This is a genomic window from Mycobacterium sp. E2699 (assembly GCF_001666745.1).
GTDB lineage: Bacteria > Actinomycetota > Actinomycetes > Mycobacteriales > Mycobacteriaceae > Mycobacterium.
In genome coordinates this window covers 1-16,572 of sequence record NZ_LZJH01000149.1, presented here as the reverse complement: position 1 = coordinate 16,572, position 16,572 = coordinate 1, and the positions used below count along the sequence as shown (strand labels likewise).

Genomic DNA, 16,572 nt, shown 5'->3' with positions numbered 1-16,572 from the left:
AATGGGCGCTTCGGGCCGATCGAGTGGGCAAGGGCGGGTCGCCCGATGCCCAGCGAGTATCTGTCCGGCGACCAGGGCATCGCGGTCGACCTCGGCGGTGAGGCCGCACTGTTCGGCGTGGTGGACGGGCTCGGTCACGGCCCGGAAGCCGCCACGGCCGCGCTGCGCGCCGTCGACGCGGTCAAGCGCGCGAGTTCCGAGCGGCTCGAGGTTCTGGTCCAGCTCTGCCATCGCATGCTGGGCGGCACCCGGGGTGTCGCCATGACCTTGGCGCGAGTGGATTTCGCGGTCAACACGCTGACGTGGACGGGCGTCGGCAACGTCACCGCCGATCTGGTGGCCAAGGCCCCGACCGGCATCGAGATCCGGGCCAGCGCGCGGCTGACGGCCGGGATCGTCGGCTACCGCATCCCGGAAATCAAGCCCGCCCAGACGCTTTCGATCCGTCCCGGCGACCTGCTGGTTATCAGCACCGACGGCATCGCGGAGGATTACTTGGACCACATCGACTTTGCGGCGCATGCCGTGGTCATCGCCGAAGACCTGCTCGGTAAGCACGCCAAGGAAACCGACGATGCCATGATACTGACCGCGCGTCATCGCGGAGTTTCGACATGAGCGGTAACCACGAGTTCCACGCCGAGTACGCGGCCGCGCTGCGCGCCTATCTGGACGCGCGCGACGAGGACCGCCTGTCCGTCGGCCATGAGCTCGGACGCCGTGCCTTGGAACAGCAGATCAGCATGCTCGACATCATCGAGCAGCACGTGCGGCTGGTTCTCGAGATCGCCAGGGACTACCCGGTCGAGGCGCCGGTCGCCCTCGAATTCCTCTTGCAGACGTTGGCGCCGCTCGACGTCGCAACCCGGGGATTCCTCGACGGCACCAGGCTCTACGCGCGGGAGCGGGCCCGTGCCGAGGGCCTGGCCGATCGCGACAAATTCCGCACCGCCCTGGTGAATTCGCTGCAGGAGGGCTTCTTCGTCGCCGATCACGAAGGCTCGGTGGTCGAGATGAACAACGCCCTCATCGAGATCCTGGGCTACCCCGCGGCGGGCCTGCCCTACCGATGGCCGCACCCGTGGCTGGTCGACAAGAAGACCGCCCGTGAACAGCAGTCCCTGGTCCGCAGCAACGGCAGCGCCGAGTACGAAACCCCGATCCGGCATCGGGACGGCCATCTCGCGTGGGTGATGGTCAGCATCAACGCGGTCACCGAGGCCGGCAGCGATCGAGACGTCTACGTGGGAACGATCCGGGACGTCACCGCGGAACGGGCGTTCGCCGCGCGGGAGAGCGCGGTCCTGCGGCTGGCCACGGCCGTGGCCGTGGCCAAGAGCGTCGCCGAACTGCTGTCGATCACTCTCGACGAGTGCCGGACGGCGATCGACGTTCACCGCGTGATCGCCGTTTCGTGGCCCGCAGGCGGCGGCGATCCGACCGTCCAGGTGGCCGGAGAACCTTCCGGAACGTCTTGGCGCGCAATCGATCCCTGGTTGCGCGGCACGTTCGAGGACGCGCGCCACCAGCTGCCGCTGACGGCCAAGACCGTCGACCGGCCCGAAAACCCCGGCAAGGCACAGGGATTGGTCGCGGTGCTGTCCAACACCGGGGACCTCGCGCTGTGGCTGGAGCTCCGGTCCCCCCGCTGGGTCAGCGCCGAGGATCGGCTGCTGGTCACGGTCCTCATCGGCCATCTCAGTCTGGCGATGCAGCACGTGCGCCAATTCGAAAGTGCCCGCGAAACTTCGCTGACCCTGCAGCGCGCCATGCTGCCCACCGTGCAGACGCCTTCCGGCTTCGCGGTGTGCTACGAACCCGCGGTCCCGCCCCTGGAGATCGGGGGCGACTGGTACGACGTGCTGCCCATCGGCGACAACCGCATCGGCATCGTCGTCGGCGACTGCGTCGGCCGTGGTCTGCAGGCGGCCGCCACCATGGGCCAGCTCCGCAGCTCGGCACGCGCGCTGTTGATCAACGGCGCCCAGCCGGCTCTCCTGCTCGAGCAACTTGACCTGGCGGCCTCCCTCATCCCGAATGCGTACTGCACCACGGTGTTTCTCGCGATCCTCAACACCGAGACCGGGGTGCTGGAATACAGCAACGCGGGACACATGCCCGCGATGATCGCCGGCCCGCCGCCCGCGAACACGACCGTCCTGACCGACGCCGCGTCGGTGCCGCTCGCGGTCCGCCGGCGGGAACCGCGGCCGCAGGCCTCCCGGGTGCTGCCACCGGGCTCGACGCTGATGCTGTACACCGACGGCCTGGTCGAGCGGAAGCACGAGTCGATCGACATCGGAATCGCCCGCGCCGCAGACGTTTTGCTCGGAACGACGAAGATGCCGCTGGAAAGCGTGCCGGAGGCGGTGGTCCGCGCGCTGGCTCCGGCGGCGGGCTACGACGACGACGTCGCGATGGTGATCTATCGGCACCTGCCGACGCAGCTCCGGATCGAAAGCGAGGCCTTTGCAGGGCAATTGGCCAATATCCGGCATCGGCTCGCGGCCTGGCTTCGCACCGCCGACGTGCCCGAAGCGACGGCCGCCGACATCGTGCTGGTGGTCAACGAAGCCTGCACCAACTGCGTCGAGCATGCCTACCGCGGACACCGCATCGGGACGATGCTGCTCGAAGCGGAAATCGCAGACGGCCAGGTCCGGACCAGGATCACCGACGCCGGCTCCTGGAAGACCACGCCGGCCAAGCCAAGTAACGGCGGCCGCGGGCTGGTGTTGATGAGGGCCCTGAGCGACGGGGTGGAACTGCACAACACCCCGACCGGAACCACCGTCGACATCACCTTCCGCGTCCCCGCAGCGGGGCAGTGACGACCCATCGTTTGCCCCACCCGATTGACGGGTAGTCATCGGCGTGACCCGCACATCAATCCCGGTGGAGCCCGCGCTCCCGGCGGCACATGGACCGCTGTCGACCGCCGTCCGGCATGCGCTGGTCGGGCCACCCTCCCACGACCACCTGGCGCGTATCGGCGCGTCCGTCCGAGACTCCGATCCCTATGGCCTGGACCTTCAGCTCGCCTTGTGCATGTGCTATGAGCTGCACTACCGGGGCTTCGCCGGCGTCGATCCGGCCTGGGAGTGGAATCCCGCACTGCTGCAGTTGCGCGCGGAACTGGAACGGGTGTTCCTCGCGGGCGTGCGACGCGACGTCGGCCCCATCGAGCCCGACCGCAGGGCGGCGGCCGAAATGGAGGCCATCTCCGTCGAACCCGCTGACGGCACCGGACCGTCGTATTACCTGCGCGACACGGGAACCTGGCAGCACATGCGCGAATACTTCGCGCACCGGTCGCTGTATCACCTGAAAGAGGGCGACCCGCACGCATTCGCCATTCCGCGGCTGACGGGTACCGCCAAGGCGGCGTTCGTGGCCATCGAGTTCGACGAATACGGCGCCGGTCGCGGTGCGCGCCTGCATCAGCAACTCTTCGCCGACCTGATGGTGGCCGCGGAGCTGGATGCGACGTACCTCGGTTACCTCGACGCCGTCCCGGCCGAGTCGTTGGCGGCGGTGAATCTCATGTCCCTGTTCGGGCTGCACCGCTCGTTGCGGGGCGCGGCGATCGGGCATTTCGCGTCGACCGAGATCAGCTCGCCCCCGGGGTCGCGCCGGATGGTGCAGGCCCTGGAGAGGATGGGGGCACCGTCGGCCTGCATCGGCTTCTACAGCGAGCACGTCGAGGCCGACGCGGTGCACGAACAGGTGGTGCGCATCGATGTCGTCGGGGATCTCGTCGCCCGGGAACCGCACCTCGACGCCGACGTGGTGTTCGGGATCAGGGCCCACGCCGCGGTGGAAAACCGCTTGGCGGAGAGACTTATGGAGTCGTGGCAGCGGGGTCAGACGTCGTTGCGCCTGCCGCTGGACTGGCCTTAGAATTCCGGGCCGCCCGCTTTGCCGCGCCGCGGCAGCGTCGATGGCTGGTGTCGCACAACGGATAGTCGGCGCTGCGCCGGCAGGTACAGATCGCCACCATGAATCGGTCGGACTCGACGACGTCGCCGTCGGGCATCTCGATGCGTACCGGTCCGGACACCAAAACGGGTCCGCCGGCCACCACCTGTACCCGGGTGGCCGTCATGGCTTGTCCGCCCGGATCACGACGAGTTCCTCTTCGCGGCGGCCACGCGGGATCCGGCCGGTGTCCTCCAGCCACAGCTCGCGCGCCGACATCACGGGGCCGAATGGAATCCACTTGGAGGCAATGACTTCGGCCGCCATGCCGGCCCACTTCAGGCGCTCCAGCGACTGCTGCACCCCGGCGATCGCGGAGTGCACGAGCAGCAACGATCCCCCGTCGCACAGCAGCTTGGGCGCCACCTCGCACAGCGGATCGAGGATCAGACGGCCGTCGGCCCCGGCGTTCCAGGCCAAGGACGGGCCGGCGCTGGCGCTGATCGATGCCGAGTCATCACCGGGAGGTGTTGGAACGTAAGGCGGATTGGCCATCACCACGTCGAATGGCGCGAGCTCTACCGCGTCCATCCACGATCCCTCACGGACGTCGACCGCGACGCCCGCCAGCGCGGCATTGGTCGCGCAGCAACCGACCGCGTGCGAGCAGATGTCGAAGGCGGTGACGCTGGCGCAACCCATTTCGGCCGCGGCGATCGCGACGAATCCACTGCCCGTGCAAAGGTCGAGAACCCGTCGTCCCCGGATCAGCGCGGAATGGTGCATCGCGTCGACCAGCAACCTGGAATCTTCTTGCGGCTGATAAACGTTGTGCGTAACCGAAATGGCGGGTTCGGGATAGGTGGTGGTCAATGTTGGCCTTTCGGTCAGCCTTATCAGCGATCGCCGTGGCGATCACGGCCCAGGCCTGTGTAATGCCCCCAATTTCGGGGGTTAAAACGGTGTGAACGATTTGGTTTCAGCTATTCCGCAGCGGCGCGGGCGAATTGCTTGATGATCGTCTCGCAAAACGCCGGAAGGTCCGACGGTGAGCGGCTGGTGATCAGATTGCCGTCGACCGCGACCTCTTCGTCCACCACGTGTGCGCCCGCATTGCGCAGGTCCGTGCGAATGCTCGGATACGACGTCAGCGTGCGCCCCACCACCACGCCCGCTTCCACCAGCGTCCACGGGCCGTGGCAGATCGCGGCAACGGGCTTGCCGGAGACCACGAAGTCGCGCACGAACGAAACCGCGGCCCGATCCAGGCGCAGTTTGTCCGGGTTCACCGTGCCGCCGGGCAGCACGAGCCCGTCGAATTCGCCCACCGACGCGTCCGACACCGCGCGGTCGACCGCGAACGTTCCGGCCGGCTCGAGATCGTGGTTGCGCGCCTGGATTTCGCCGGTATTCAGCGACAGCAGCTCGACCTGGGCGCCGGCCTGTTCGAGTGCCTCCCGGGGCTGTTCGAGCTCCACCTTCTCTACACCGTCGGCCGCTAAGACGGCAATCTTCGTGCCTTGCAATTCATTTGACATCGCGGGTACCTCCTTCACGGGTGCAGAACGACTTTGGTGCAGCCGTCCTGCTTGTGTTTGAAGATCTCGTAGCCGTGCGGCGCCTGATCGAGTCCCAGGTGATGGGTGATGATCACGGTCGGGTCGATGTCCCCGCCGCGAATTCGCTCCAGCAGGGGCCGCATGTAGCGCTGCACGTGGCATTGCCCGGTCTTGATGGTCAACGAGCGATTCATGATCGCGCCGATGGGAAACTTGTCCATCAGCCCCCCGTAGACCCCGACGATCGAGATGGTGCCGCCGTTGCGGCAGCTCATCGCCGCTTCCCGAAGTGCGTGCGGGCGTTCGGTTTCCAGGCGCATCGCCTGCTTGACGCGATCGTAGGCGTCTACCGGGGTCGAACCGTTGCGGGCTTCCATGCCGGCCGCGTCGATGCAATGGTCCGGGCCCCGCCCGGCGGTGATGTCCTGAAGCTCGCCCAGTACCGACGTTTCTTCGAAGTTGATCGGCGTCGCGCCGATCTTTTCGGCCAGCTCCAGCCGATACGGCACGCGGTCGATGGCAATGACTTTGGACGCGCCCAGCAGGTACGCGCTCATGATCGCGAACAGCCCGACCGGACCGGCCCCCCAGACCGCCACGACCTGGCCCGGCCGGATGTCGCACATCTCCGCGCCCATGTAACCGGTGGGCAGGATGTCCGACAGGAACAACACCTGGTCATCGGTGAGGTCGTCGTCGACCTTCAGGGGTCCCACATCGGCGAACGGCACCCGCGCGTATTCGGCTTGGCCGCCGGCGAATCCACCGAGCATGTGCGAATAGCCGAACAGCCCCGCCGGGGAGTGCCCCATGAACTTCTCGGCGATGCCGGCGTTGGGGTTGGAGTTCTCGCACAGCGAGTACAGGTCGCGTTCGCAGGCCGAGCACGCCCCGCACGCGATCGGGAACGGCACCACCACCCGGTTGCCGACGGCCAGGTTGTTCACCGCCTTGCCGACCTCGACGACCTCGCCCATGAATTCGTGACCCAGCACGTCGCCGCGCTTGACCGTCGGGATGTAGCCGTCGTAGAGGTGCAAATCGGACCCGCAGATCGCCGTGGAGGTGACGCGCACGATGACGTCGCGATCGTTGAGGATCTGCGGGTCCGGAACCGATTGCACCTCAACGCTGTTGCGTCCCGCCCACACGGTGGCTCTCATACGGTGGCTCCTTCGCTGGTGTGCCCGTTGGGCTGGGCGGGTTGCTGGCGCAGCTGGCGGGCCGCGGCGGTGCCTTCCGGCGACCCGTCCGACCGCAGCACCTGTCCCGTCTCCAGGATTTGCTTGAAACGCCGGAGGTCGTCGTTGACCTGTTGGTCGGGCGACTCGCCGAACAGGGTCGCCGCGGCCTTGCCGACGACGCCGCCCGGCATCTGGTAGCCGATCCGAACCCGCACCTCGGTCCCGTCGCCGTCGCGCGCGGGCGTGAATTCGACGCTGCCGCCGTTGTGGATCGCCGACCCGGGCAGTGACTGCCAGGCGATGCGCTTGTTGGGCCGGTCTTCGGTGATTTGCGCGTCCCACTGCACCGGCTGGCCGACCGGCGCGCTGGCGACCCAGTGCGAGCGGCCGTCGGAGCCGGCGGTGACGGACTGCAGGTGGTGCATGAAGCTGGGCAGGTTCTCCAGGTCGCGCCAGAAGCGGTAGACGTCCTCGGGCGAACGCCGGACGGTGACCGCGGCCCGCAGGGTGCGGTGCCGCGCGCCGTTGGCGTGCCGGGCCCCGCCGTCGCGGCCGGCGCTCAACGCCGCATAGAGGTCGACCGCCCCGATGCCGCCGAGGAGGGCGGCCGACACGGCTCCCCGGCGCCGGCGCCCCGCGCCGCGGGCGGCCACCCCGGCCGCCAGCAGCGCCACGTCCAACACGTCGCCCGCGACCCGCGTCCAGACCAGCTTGTCGGAACCACCCAGCAGGGCGGCTCCGTGACCGCATTCACGCGCACCGAGGGCGCGGATCACCCGGCGGGACCGGCGCGTGTCATCCACGCCCGCCATGGCAGCAACTTTCCGCGGCGCCACCAACTCGGCCAAGCCGAGCCCGAAGCTGGCACCCGCGAGCGCCTTCACCAATGGCGCGGTGGGGTTGCCGGATTGATCATTCATCGTCTGCTCCCTTGCCCTGCCGAACGCGGATGTCAGCGCAATGCGGCTGCTGGACAGCGCTTTTGCGGGGCGTCCGCCCGCCCGGTGCTAGGCCTTGGTCGGTATGTCAAACTGCCGGTGGTGGCCCGATGCCCACGATGGCACTCGGATACCCCTGCAGAATCGGCCCAAACTTGTGATCAACCGGACGCGTCGCGCAACGCGTCGAGCAAAGGCTGGGCCGCCTCCTTGAGGAAGAGGTCCTGCGTCTCGCCCCCGATCTGGACGAGCGCGATGTCGGTGAACCCCGCCTCCCAATACGGCCGGACCGCCTCGACGATCGCGTCCAGGTCCGGACCGCACGGGATGGAATCGGCGACGTCTTCCGGCCGCACGAATTGGGTCGCGCCCGCGAAGCCGGCCGGCGTGGGCAGGTCCGCGTTGACCTTCCAGCCGCCGCCGAACCAGCGGAACTGGTCGTGCGCGCGCCGGATGGCGGCGTCGCGGTCGGGATCCCAGGACACCGGGATCTGGCCGACCACCCGTCCGCCCCCGGCGAGGTTCGCGGCCTGACGCGCCGCGTGCCACTCGCGGACGAGGTCTCCGTCGGGCTCCACGGCGATCAGGTGCTCGGCCAGCTTGGCAAACCTGTCGACGCCCTTTGCCCCGGACATCGCCACGCCGATGGCGACCGGGACGTCGGGGACGTCCCACAGCCGGGCGGAGTCGACCTGGAAGTACTCGCCGCGCCAGTTCACCAGCTGGCCGCCGAAGAGCTCGCGGATGATCTTGATGGCTTCGCGCAGCATGTCCTGCCGGCGCTCGACGGTGGGCCAGCCCCCGCCGACGACGTGTTCGTTGAGGTTCTCACCGCTGCCCAGGCCCAGGGTGAACCGGCCGTCGGACAGGATCTGCACGGTGGCGGCCTGCTGCGCGACGATCGCGGGGTGGTACCGCATCGTCGGGCAGGTCACGTAGGTGTACAGGTCGACCCGCTCCGTGGCGTGCGCCACCGCGCCCAGCACCGCCCAGGCGTTGGGCGCGTGCCCCTGAGAGGTGAGCCAGGGCGAGAAGTGGTCGCTGCAGACCTCGAAGTCGAAACCGCGCTCTTCTGCCGAGATTGCGTGGCGGACAAGGTCTTTGGGTCCACTCTGTTCGGTCATCAGAGTGTAGCCAAAATTCGTCATGCCCTATACGTACCCCGGTCCGTGGGGCGCAAACCGCCGCGAGCGGCGGGCGCCGCCCGCGAGCGTAACTGCAGCACGAAAAAGCGGGCCGGAAATCGCGGTGGGGTTACGGTCGCGGCGATGCAGGACAGGACCCGCCGTCAATCCGCGGTGGTGATGGAGTCCCCGGTGACACCGGCTGCCCGGCGGGCGGCGAGCCTGCGCTTCTGCGGCTCGATCGTGTAGCGGGGGTGGCGGGCCGACTCCAGGCCGGCCTCGAAGAAACCGAACCTCAGCAGCGCCGACGCCGCCAGCAGCGTCACGCCGGACGCGGCGGCGATGGCGCGGTGTCGCCCCCCGAGCAAGGCGCCCAAACCGCCCGCGGCGGCGAGCCGTTCGCTCCAGGCCAGCAGCCGGCCGGGACGGCCTTCGTGCAACGGCTCCCTGGTCACCGGGTCCATCCGGTACTCGGTGAACCTGGCGGAGATCAGATCGCTGACCGCGCCGATGACGGCCAGGCTGCGGGCGGGCCCCGCCTCGCAGACCGGCGTGGTGATCATCGCCAGGCCGGATGCGGCCAGGCTCGCCGAGCTGACGAACACGAACGGCAAATCTCGATACGCGGCGTTCCACGTCGGGGTCGCGGTGTCGGTGAGCAGCACCGCGGTGTAGACCGCCAGCGGTGCGGCGAACACACCGGCTTCCAGTCCGGCCGGTCCCTCCGCGGCGCGCAGCACGGGCCGCAACGGGCCCAACGGGATTCGTTCACCGGTCATCCGGTCGACCTCGGCGACCGCGGCCACCCCGATGCCGGCGCTGAACAGGCTGAGGATCCACGAGCCGATGCTCATCGGCGAGGTCAGTTTGACCGTCCGCAGCATGTTGACGAACCGCTCGGGGCGGCCCAGGTCCTTCACCAGCGCGACCGCGCCGATCATCACCGCGATCAGCGCGGACAGCCTTGTGTTGCGGCGCAACGTGTTTCGTCCGGTGAGCTGGGCGCCGGCCGCCAGCAGACCCGACCCGCCGGCGACGCCGCCCAAAAACAGGTACGCCGCCACCTCGTGTCCCCAGGGCGCGGGCTTGACGACCGGCCGTCCGTAATACGATGTGAACTCGGCCTCGGGGACCATCGGCATCTCGCGGGAACCGTCGCCGCCGCCCCGACGGCCCGCCCGCTTGCCTTTCCGGCGCCTGCCCCCCGCGGGCTCCGGCGGACGGAAGCTGTCGAATTCCGAAGTGCTCAACGGTACTTCACCGGCCTTTCCAGAAAGCCCAGGCCGCCGCGCCGACCATGCCGGCCGCGGCCACGCCGGCGCGCTTGAACATGGTCATCAGGTCGGCCGTGCACACCCGCGGGTCGGGCGGCAGGCCGTAGACCTCCGGTTCGTCGAGCAGCAGGAAGATCGACCCGATGCCGCCGACGCCGTCGTGCTCGTTGGCGCCGTAGAGCCGGGCCTCGGTGAGCCCCTGGGCGTGCAGCTGGGCGACCCGTTCGCGGGCCTTGACCACCAGGTCGTCGTGGTCGCCGAACTTGATCGAGGTCGTGGGGCAGGTCTTGGCGCACGCCGGGATCTGGTCCTCGACCAGGCGGTCGTAACACAGGGTGCACTTCTGGGCGACACCGGAGACGGGCTTCTCGGCGGGGCGGCCCGGTCGCTGCGCCGGCGTGGTGTACGTGCCGTCGTTGCGGCGTTCGACCACACCGAACGGGCATCCGGCCACGCAGGTGCCGCAGCCGTTGCAGACGTCGTCCTGCACGACGACGGTGCCGAACTCGGTGCGGAACAACGCCCCCGTCGGGCAGACGTCGAGGCAGCCGGCGTGCGTGCAGTGCTTGCAGACGTCCGACGACATCAGCCAGCGGAACTCCGGGGTGTCCGGCGGCGTGACGTCCGGGCGGCGCGCGGCGGCGGAAATCTCGGGCATCCCCAAATCGATGAGGGCACGCCCGGATTCGCGCGCCTCCGCGATGCGGTCGCGGTCCTGCTCGACGAACGCCACGTGCCGCCACGTGCTCGCGCCCAGCGAGCCGGTGTTGTCGTAGGACGAGCCCAGCAGTTCGAGGTCGCCGTCCTGGGGGTTGCGGTTCCATTCCTTGCAGGCCACCTCGCAGGCCTTGCAGCCGATGCAGATGGAGGTGTCGGTGAAGAAGCCCTTGCGCGGCTTGGGATCTGACCAACCGGCGTTACTCGTCGGGTCGGTCGGCCCGCTCAGCTGACCCATCGGCTCCCCCTTCCCATACGCCGTCGCTGATTCGTACGTTGCCGGTTTCGGTGGTGGCGCCGGAACGGGATTGATACTCGGCGATCAGGCGCAGCAGCTGCTCGCCCTGCGGGCGGCGGCCCGGGCGGATGTCGCACGACCCGGCCTTGGACTCCTGAATCTGCACGTTCGGATCCAGCGTCACGCCGAGCAGATCGTTGGCCGCGTCCCCGCTGACCACGGCGTCGCTCCCTACTCCCCAGTGGTAGGGCAGCCCGATCTGGTGCACCGTGTGCCCGTTGATGACCAGCGGGGCAACGCGTTTGGTGACCAGCACCCGCGCCTCGATCGCCGCGCGGGGGGAGATGATGGTGGCCCACCCGTAGGGCTCCAAGCCCCGCTCGGCGGCCAGCTCCGGGGAAACCTCGCAGAACATCTCCGGTTGCAGCTCCGAGAGGTAGGGCAGCCACCGGCTCATGCCGCCGGCGGTGTGATGTTCGGTGAGCCGGTAGGTGGTGAACACATACGGGTAGACGTCGGCACCCGGTTCGCCGGCGCTGGGCGCACTCAGATTGTCCTTGCGCGGGAAGGTGATTCGCGCCGGATTCCGCTGCTGGGGATACAGCGCGTTGGTAACCGGTGACTCCTGCGGTTCGTAGTGTGTGGGCAGCGGCCCGTCGACCATGCCCTTCGGCGCGAACAGCCAACCCTTGCCGTCGGCCTGCATGATGAACGGATCGTCGCCGGCCAGGGAGTCGGGGCCGCCGACGTCCGGATCCGGCCGGCTGCCCGGCGCACGGTCGGCGACGAAGTCGGGCACGTCGTATCCCACCCAGCGCTGCTTTTCCGCGTCCCACCAGACGTATTTCTTGCGCTCGCTCCACGGCTTGCCGTCCGGGTCGGCGGAGGCACGGTTGTACAGGATGCGGCGGTCGGCCGGCCACGCCCACCCCCACTCCGACTGGCTGGGACTGGGACCGCCCAGCGGCGCTCGGCGGGCGGCCTGGTTGACGCCTTCGGCGTACACGCCCGAGTAGATCCAGCATCCGCATGACGTCGATCCGTCGGCACCCAACTCGGTGTATCCCGGAACCGGCTGGCCGGCTTTGGGACCGGTCAGATAACAGCCGCTGATCTCGGCGAGCACCGCGGTGGGGTCAGGCTCGCCATGCTCGTCGGTGGGATAGTCCCACGTCAGATCGAGCAGCGGCCGGTCACGTTCGTCGGTGGACCCGGCCAGCCGCTGGCGGATTCGCTTGCCCAACTCGACGAAGAACTGCAGCTCGCTCTGGCAGTCGCCGGGTGGATCGATCGCCTTGTGCCGCCACTGCACCAGGCGCTGGGTCTGGGTGAACGAACCGGCCTTCTCGACGTGCGTCGCCGCCGGGAAGAAGAACACCTCCGTCTCGATTTCCTCGGTCTTCAGCTCGCCGGATGCGATCTCCGGGCCGTCCTTCCAGAACGTGGCCGACTCGATGAGGTTGAGATCGCGCACCACCAACCACTTCAGGTGCGACATACCCATGCGCTGCATCCGGCCGTGCGCCGATCCCACCGCCGGGTTCTGGCCAAGCAAGAAGTACCCGTCGACCTCGTCGTCGAGCATCGACGTAACCGTCTGATATGTGCCGTGCGGGCCGGAAAGTCGTGGCAGGTAGTCGTAGGCCCAGTCGTTGTCGGCACGGGCGGCGTCTCCCCACCACGCCTTGAGTAGGCTGACGATGTAGGTGTCCGCGGCGGCCCAGAAACCCTTCTGGTTCTTCGGCCCGACCGCTTCGATGTACTCGCGGAACGTGTCGTGCACACCGGCCTTCGGCATCGACAGGTAACCGGGCAACAGGTTGAACAACGTCGGGATATCGGTCGACCCTTGGATCGTGGCGTGCCCGCGCAGCGCCATGATGCCGCCGCCCGGGCGACCGACGTTGCCCAGCAGCAACTGCAGAATCGTTGCGGTGCGGATGAACTGGGCACCCAGCGTGTGCTGCGTCCAGCCGACGGCGTACGCGAAGCAGGTGGTGCGCTCACGCCCGGAGTTCTCCACAATGGCGCGGGCCAGGTAGTCGAAGTCCGCGCGGCTGATGCCGCACACGTCGGTGACCATCTCCGGCGTGTAACGCGCGTAATGCCGCTTGACGATCTGAAACACCGTTCGGGGATGCTGCAGGGTCTCGTCTCGCATGACGCGGGCGTGGGGCAGCGGCGGACCGCCGCTGCCATGCACATCGCCGGCCGCGCGGGCCGATGCGCTGGCGCCGTGCTCTTGACGGCTTTCGTCCTCTTCTTGGCCCGCGTACGCCCAGGTCGACGAGTCGTATTGGCCGGTCTCGGGATCATAACCGGAGAACAGACCGCCCAAATCCTCGGTGTCGCGGTAGTTTTCGTTGATCAGGGTGGCCGCGTTGGTGTAGGCGACGACGTACTCTTTGAACCACAGGTCATTGGTGAGGATGTGGTTGATCAGCGCGCCGAGCAGCACCACGTCCGAGCCGGCCCTGATCGGGATGTGCCTGTCCGAGACCGCCGAGGTGCGAGTAAAGCGCGGATCGACGTGAATCACCTTGGCGCCGCGCGCTTTCGCCTCCTCGACCCATTGAAAGCCGACGGGATGACACTCGGCCATGTTGGAGCCCTGGATGACGATGCAGTCGGCGTTGGCCATGTCCTGCAGTGTTTGGGTGGCGCCACCGCGCCCGAAGGAGGTTCCCAGACCGGGAACCGTGGAACTGTGTCAAATACGAGCTTGGTTCTCGATCTGGATGGCGCCGGCGGCGGTGAAGAGCTTCTTGATGACGTAATTCTCTTCGTTGTCCAGCGTGGCGCCGCCGAGCGTGGCGATCTTCATGGTGCGCCGCAGCGGGTGGCCCTTCTTGTCGATGTCCTGCCAGGAGTGGCGACGGGCTTCCACGAAGCGGTCGGCCACCATGTCGATGGCGGTGTCGAGATCCAGCGGCTGCCACTCGGTCGCGCGCGGCGGGCGGTAGAGCACGTGCAGCTGCCGGCCCGGCGAGTTGACCAGCTGCTCGCTGGCAGCGCCCTTGGGGCACAGGCGGCCTCGCGAGATCGGCGAGTCGGGGTCGCCCTCGATCTGGACCACCCGCTCGTCCTTGACGTACACCCGCTGCCCGCAACCCACCGCGCAGTAGGGGCAGATGCTCTGCACCACCCGGTCGGCCGTCGTCGTGCGCGGCGTGATGGCCCGGGTGCGCTTGGAGGTCACCGCCGGCCCGCGGCCGAGCTTGTCCGGTGAACGCAACTGCCGCAGGACGGGCCACTCCAGGAAAAGCTTGCGCATAGCCATGACAACCACCCTAGTGCGCGACGCCGAAACCCCGCTCGCTCAGCGCACCACGATGGTGTGCTCGCCGCGCGGCACCAGCTCCCCGATCACGGGCGCGCCCGGGATCTCGCCGGCGAGCAGCAGGCCGCCCGAGGTCTGCGCGTCGGCGAGCAGCAGGGCCTCGTCCTCGCCGACCGCCGACAGGTCGGCGTGCGGCGCCACCCAGTCGAGGTTGCGCCGCGTGCCGCCGCTGACGTAGCCGGCCGCCAGTGCCGCGCGCGCACCCGCGAGGTAGGGCACGGCCGCCGCGTCGACGATCGCGGTGACGCCGCTGGCGCGGGCCAGCTTGTGCAGGTGCCCGAGCAGGCCGAACCCGGTGACGTCGGTCGCGCATTCGATACCGGCGGCCAGCGCCGCGGCGGCCGCCCCGGCGTTGAGCGTGGTCATCGCCTCGATCGCGTCCTCGAAGCGCTCGCCCGTGGCCTTGTGCCTGCTGTTGAGCACGCCGATGCCGAGCGGCTTGGTCAGGGACAGGGGCGTGCCCGGTTTGCCGGAGTCGTTGCGCAGCAAGCGGTTCGGATCGGCGATCCCGGTGACGGCCAGCCCGTATTTGGGTTCGGGGTCGTCGACGCTGTGGCCGCCGGCGAGATGGCAGCCGGCCAGGCCGCACACGTCCAGCCCGCCGCGCAGCGTCTCGGCCGCCAGCTCGAAGGGCAGCACCTCGCGCGGCCAGCCCAGCAGGTTCACCGCCACCACCGGGCGGCCGCCCATCGCGTAGACGTCGGACAGCGCGTTGGTGGCCGCGATGCGGCCCCAGTCGTACGCGTCGTCCACCACCGGGGTGAAGAAGTCCGTCGTCGCGATCAGCGCCGTGCCGCCGTCGATACTCACCGCGGCCGCGTCGTCGCCGTGATCCAGGCCGACCAGCAGCTCCCCGACCGGGTTGCGCGGCGCGCCCGCCCCCAGCCCGCGGACGACCTCCTCCAGCTCGCCGGGCGGGATCTTGCACGCGCAACCGCCGCCGTGGGCGTACTGAGTCAGTCGGTAGGCCACGCGTCCATAATTGTCTGCGTGGCTCGAGGAGGTGTGCCCGGTCTGGTGACCGGCGCGGTCTTCAAAACTGTCGAGCGGCAGTCGCTGCCGTTGGCGGGTTCGATTCCCGTCCGCCTCCGCCATCCTCCAGCGGACCCGACATGACCGACCCGCGCCGGCGGGTGCCCCGCACCGATACGCTGCTCGCCGATCCGCGGCTGGCCGAGGCCGAGCGGGTGCTGGGCCGTGCGCTGGTGAAGTCGGTGATCGCCGACGCCCAGCAGCGGGCGCGCGCCGGCGAGATCGACCCCGAGCGGGTCGCCGAATGCGCCGTCGCCGCGCTTCCCGCCACCGCGTCGAGCCTGCGGCCCGTCCTCAACGCCACCGGTGTGGTGGTGCACACCAACCTGGGCCGGGCGCCGCTGTCGCGGGCGGCCGTCGACGCGGTGGTCGCCGCCGCGGGAACCACCGACGTCGAGCTGGATCTGGCGACGGGGCGACGCGGCCGCCGGGGCCGGGCCGCGCTGGCCGCGCTGGCCCGGGCGGTGCCGACGGCCGGTGGCGTGCACGTCGTCAACAACAACGCCGCGGCGCTGCTGCTGACGGCCCTCACGCTGGCCGGGGGCCCGTCGGGGGGCAAGGAGATCGTGCTCAGCCGCGGCGAGCTGGTCGAGATCGGCGACGGGTTCCGCATCCCCGAGCTGCTGGCCTCGACCGGAGCGCGGCTGCGCGAGGTCGGCACCACCAACCGCACCAGCCTGCGCGACTACGCGGAGGCGATCGGGCCGGAGACCGGTTTCGTGCTCAAGGTGCACCCGTCGAACTTCCACGTCACCGGGTTCACCTCGGCGGCGAGCGTGGCCGAGTTGGCGGGCCTGGGCGTGCCGCTGGTCGTCGACATCGGCTCCGGGCTGCTGGCCCCGCATCCCGCGCTGCCCGACGAACCGGACGCGACGTCGACGCTGGCCGACGGCGCGGACCTGGTGACCGCGAGCGGCGACAAACTGCTGGGCGGCCCCCAGGCCGGCCTGCTGCTCGGCCGTGCCGAACTCATCGAGCGGCTGCGCCGCCACCCGTCGGCGCGCGCCCTGCGCGTGGACAAACTGACCCTGGCCGCGCTGGAGGCGACCCTCACCGGGCCGCCGCCCACGGCCGCAACGCATTCCACCGCCACCGCCCCGGGCAACTGGGCGGCAAGAGATTCGGCGCGGGCCCGCAGCCGTGCCGCGTCCGCGGCCAGCGCCTGCTGCACGGGCGGCGGCGGCCCGGTGAGGGTCGCCTCCAGCGCGGCCAGGGTCAGTTTGTCCACGCGCTGGCCGTACGCCGACG

14 protein-coding genes and 1 tRNA gene are annotated in these 16,572 nt (G+C 69.3%); 5 read left to right on the top strand and 10 right to left on the bottom strand.

Annotated features, from left to right (window positions below; all coding sequences use genetic code 11):
• Window positions 1-45: 45 nt before the first annotated feature.
• Genes A5696_RS26580 through A5696_RS26570 form a run of 3 tightly spaced genes read left to right on the top strand, consistent with a single transcriptional unit; the run spans window position 46 to window position 3,900 of the window.
• Window positions 46-618, top strand: a complete 573-nt coding sequence (locus A5696_RS26580; protein WP_082969161.1) for a SpoIIE family protein phosphatase — start codon at window positions 46-48, stop codon at window positions 616-618.
• Window positions 615-2,831: a SpoIIE family protein phosphatase gene (locus A5696_RS26575; RefSeq protein WP_067884314.1), complete on the top strand. Its 2,217-nt coding sequence runs from the start codon at window positions 615-617 to the stop codon at window positions 2,829-2,831. The genes A5696_RS26580 and A5696_RS26575 overlap by 4 nt, the downstream gene beginning before the upstream one ends.
• 43 nt (window positions 2,832-2,874) lie before the next feature.
• Window positions 2,875-3,900 (top strand): iron-containing redox enzyme family protein, encoded by a 1,026-nt coding sequence (locus A5696_RS26570; RefSeq protein WP_067884310.1) that lies wholly within the window; start codon window positions 2,875-2,877, stop codon window positions 3,898-3,900.
• On the opposite strand, the gene A5696_RS27470 is transcribed toward A5696_RS26570, so the two are convergent.
• From A5696_RS27470 to selD, 10 genes are all read right to left on the bottom strand, one after another.
• Complete coding sequence (locus tag A5696_RS27470; protein WP_082956214.1) at window positions 3,842-4,105, bottom strand: CDGSH iron-sulfur domain-containing protein; 264 nt, start codon at window positions 4,103-4,105, stop codon at window positions 3,842-3,844. The genes A5696_RS26570 and A5696_RS27470 overlap by 59 nt on opposite strands.
• The gene (locus A5696_RS26565) at window positions 4,102-4,791 is read right to left on the bottom strand and encodes a HemK2/MTQ2 family protein methyltransferase (protein ID WP_067884309.1); all 690 of its coding nucleotides are present in this window, start codon (window positions 4,789-4,791) and stop codon (window positions 4,102-4,104) included. The genes A5696_RS27470 and A5696_RS26565 overlap by 4 nt, the downstream gene beginning before the upstream one ends.
• A 110-nt stretch (window positions 4,792-4,901) precedes the next feature.
• A complete protein-coding gene (locus A5696_RS26560; RefSeq protein WP_067884396.1) occupies window positions 4,902-5,456 on the bottom strand; it encodes a type 1 glutamine amidotransferase domain-containing protein in 555 nt (184 codons plus the stop codon).
• A 14-nt stretch (window positions 5,457-5,470) separates the two neighbouring features.
• Window positions 5,471-6,640, bottom strand: coding sequence for a zinc-dependent alcohol dehydrogenase (locus tag A5696_RS26555; protein WP_067884307.1), 1,170 nt, complete (start codon window positions 6,638-6,640; stop codon window positions 5,471-5,473).
• Window positions 6,637-7,581, bottom strand: a complete 945-nt coding sequence (locus A5696_RS26550) for an SRPBCC family protein (RefSeq protein ID WP_067884306.1) — start codon at window positions 7,579-7,581, stop codon at window positions 6,637-6,639. The genes A5696_RS26555 and A5696_RS26550 overlap by 4 nt, the downstream gene beginning before the upstream one ends.
• Before the next feature lie 179 nt (window positions 7,582-7,760).
• Window positions 7,761-8,747 carry an LLM class F420-dependent oxidoreductase gene (locus A5696_RS26545; RefSeq protein ID WP_067884300.1) on the bottom strand — a complete coding sequence of 329 codons (987 nt, stop codon included), beginning with the start codon at window positions 8,745-8,747 and terminating at the stop codon, window positions 7,761-7,763.
• A gap of 140 nt (window positions 8,748-8,887) precedes the next feature.
• The gene (gene nrfD / locus A5696_RS26540) at window positions 8,888-9,973 is read right to left on the bottom strand and encodes an NrfD/PsrC family molybdoenzyme membrane anchor subunit (RefSeq protein WP_067884297.1); all 1,086 of its coding nucleotides are present in this window, start codon (window positions 9,971-9,973) and stop codon (window positions 8,888-8,890) included.
• Window positions 9,974-9,980: 7 nt separating this feature from the next.
• Complete coding sequence (locus A5696_RS26535) at window positions 9,981-10,952, bottom strand: 4Fe-4S dicluster domain-containing protein (protein ID WP_067884393.1); 972 nt, start codon at window positions 10,950-10,952, stop codon at window positions 9,981-9,983.
• Window positions 10,915-14,232 carry a formate dehydrogenase gene (gene fdh / locus A5696_RS26530; RefSeq protein ID WP_231964597.1) on the bottom strand — a complete coding sequence of 1,106 codons (3,318 nt, stop codon included), beginning with the start codon at window positions 14,230-14,232 and terminating at the stop codon, window positions 10,915-10,917. The genes A5696_RS26535 and fdh overlap by 38 nt, the downstream gene beginning before the upstream one ends.
• A gap of 39 nt (window positions 14,233-14,271) precedes the next feature.
• Entirely contained in the window at window positions 14,272-15,264 is a 993-nt protein-coding gene (gene selD, locus A5696_RS26520; protein WP_067884289.1) for a selenide, water dikinase SelD, read from the bottom strand.
• A gap of 27 nt (window positions 15,265-15,291) precedes the next feature.
• On the opposite strand from selD, the gene A5696_RS26515 reads away from it, so the two are divergent.
• Window positions 15,292-15,386, top strand: a tRNA-Sec gene (locus tag A5696_RS26515).
• A gap of 18 nt (window positions 15,387-15,404) precedes the next feature.
• Window positions 15,405-16,572, top strand: a 1,168-nt coding sequence (selA, locus tag A5696_RS26510; RefSeq protein WP_156738604.1) for an L-seryl-tRNA(Sec) selenium transferase, incomplete at its 3' end; no start/stop codon positions are given.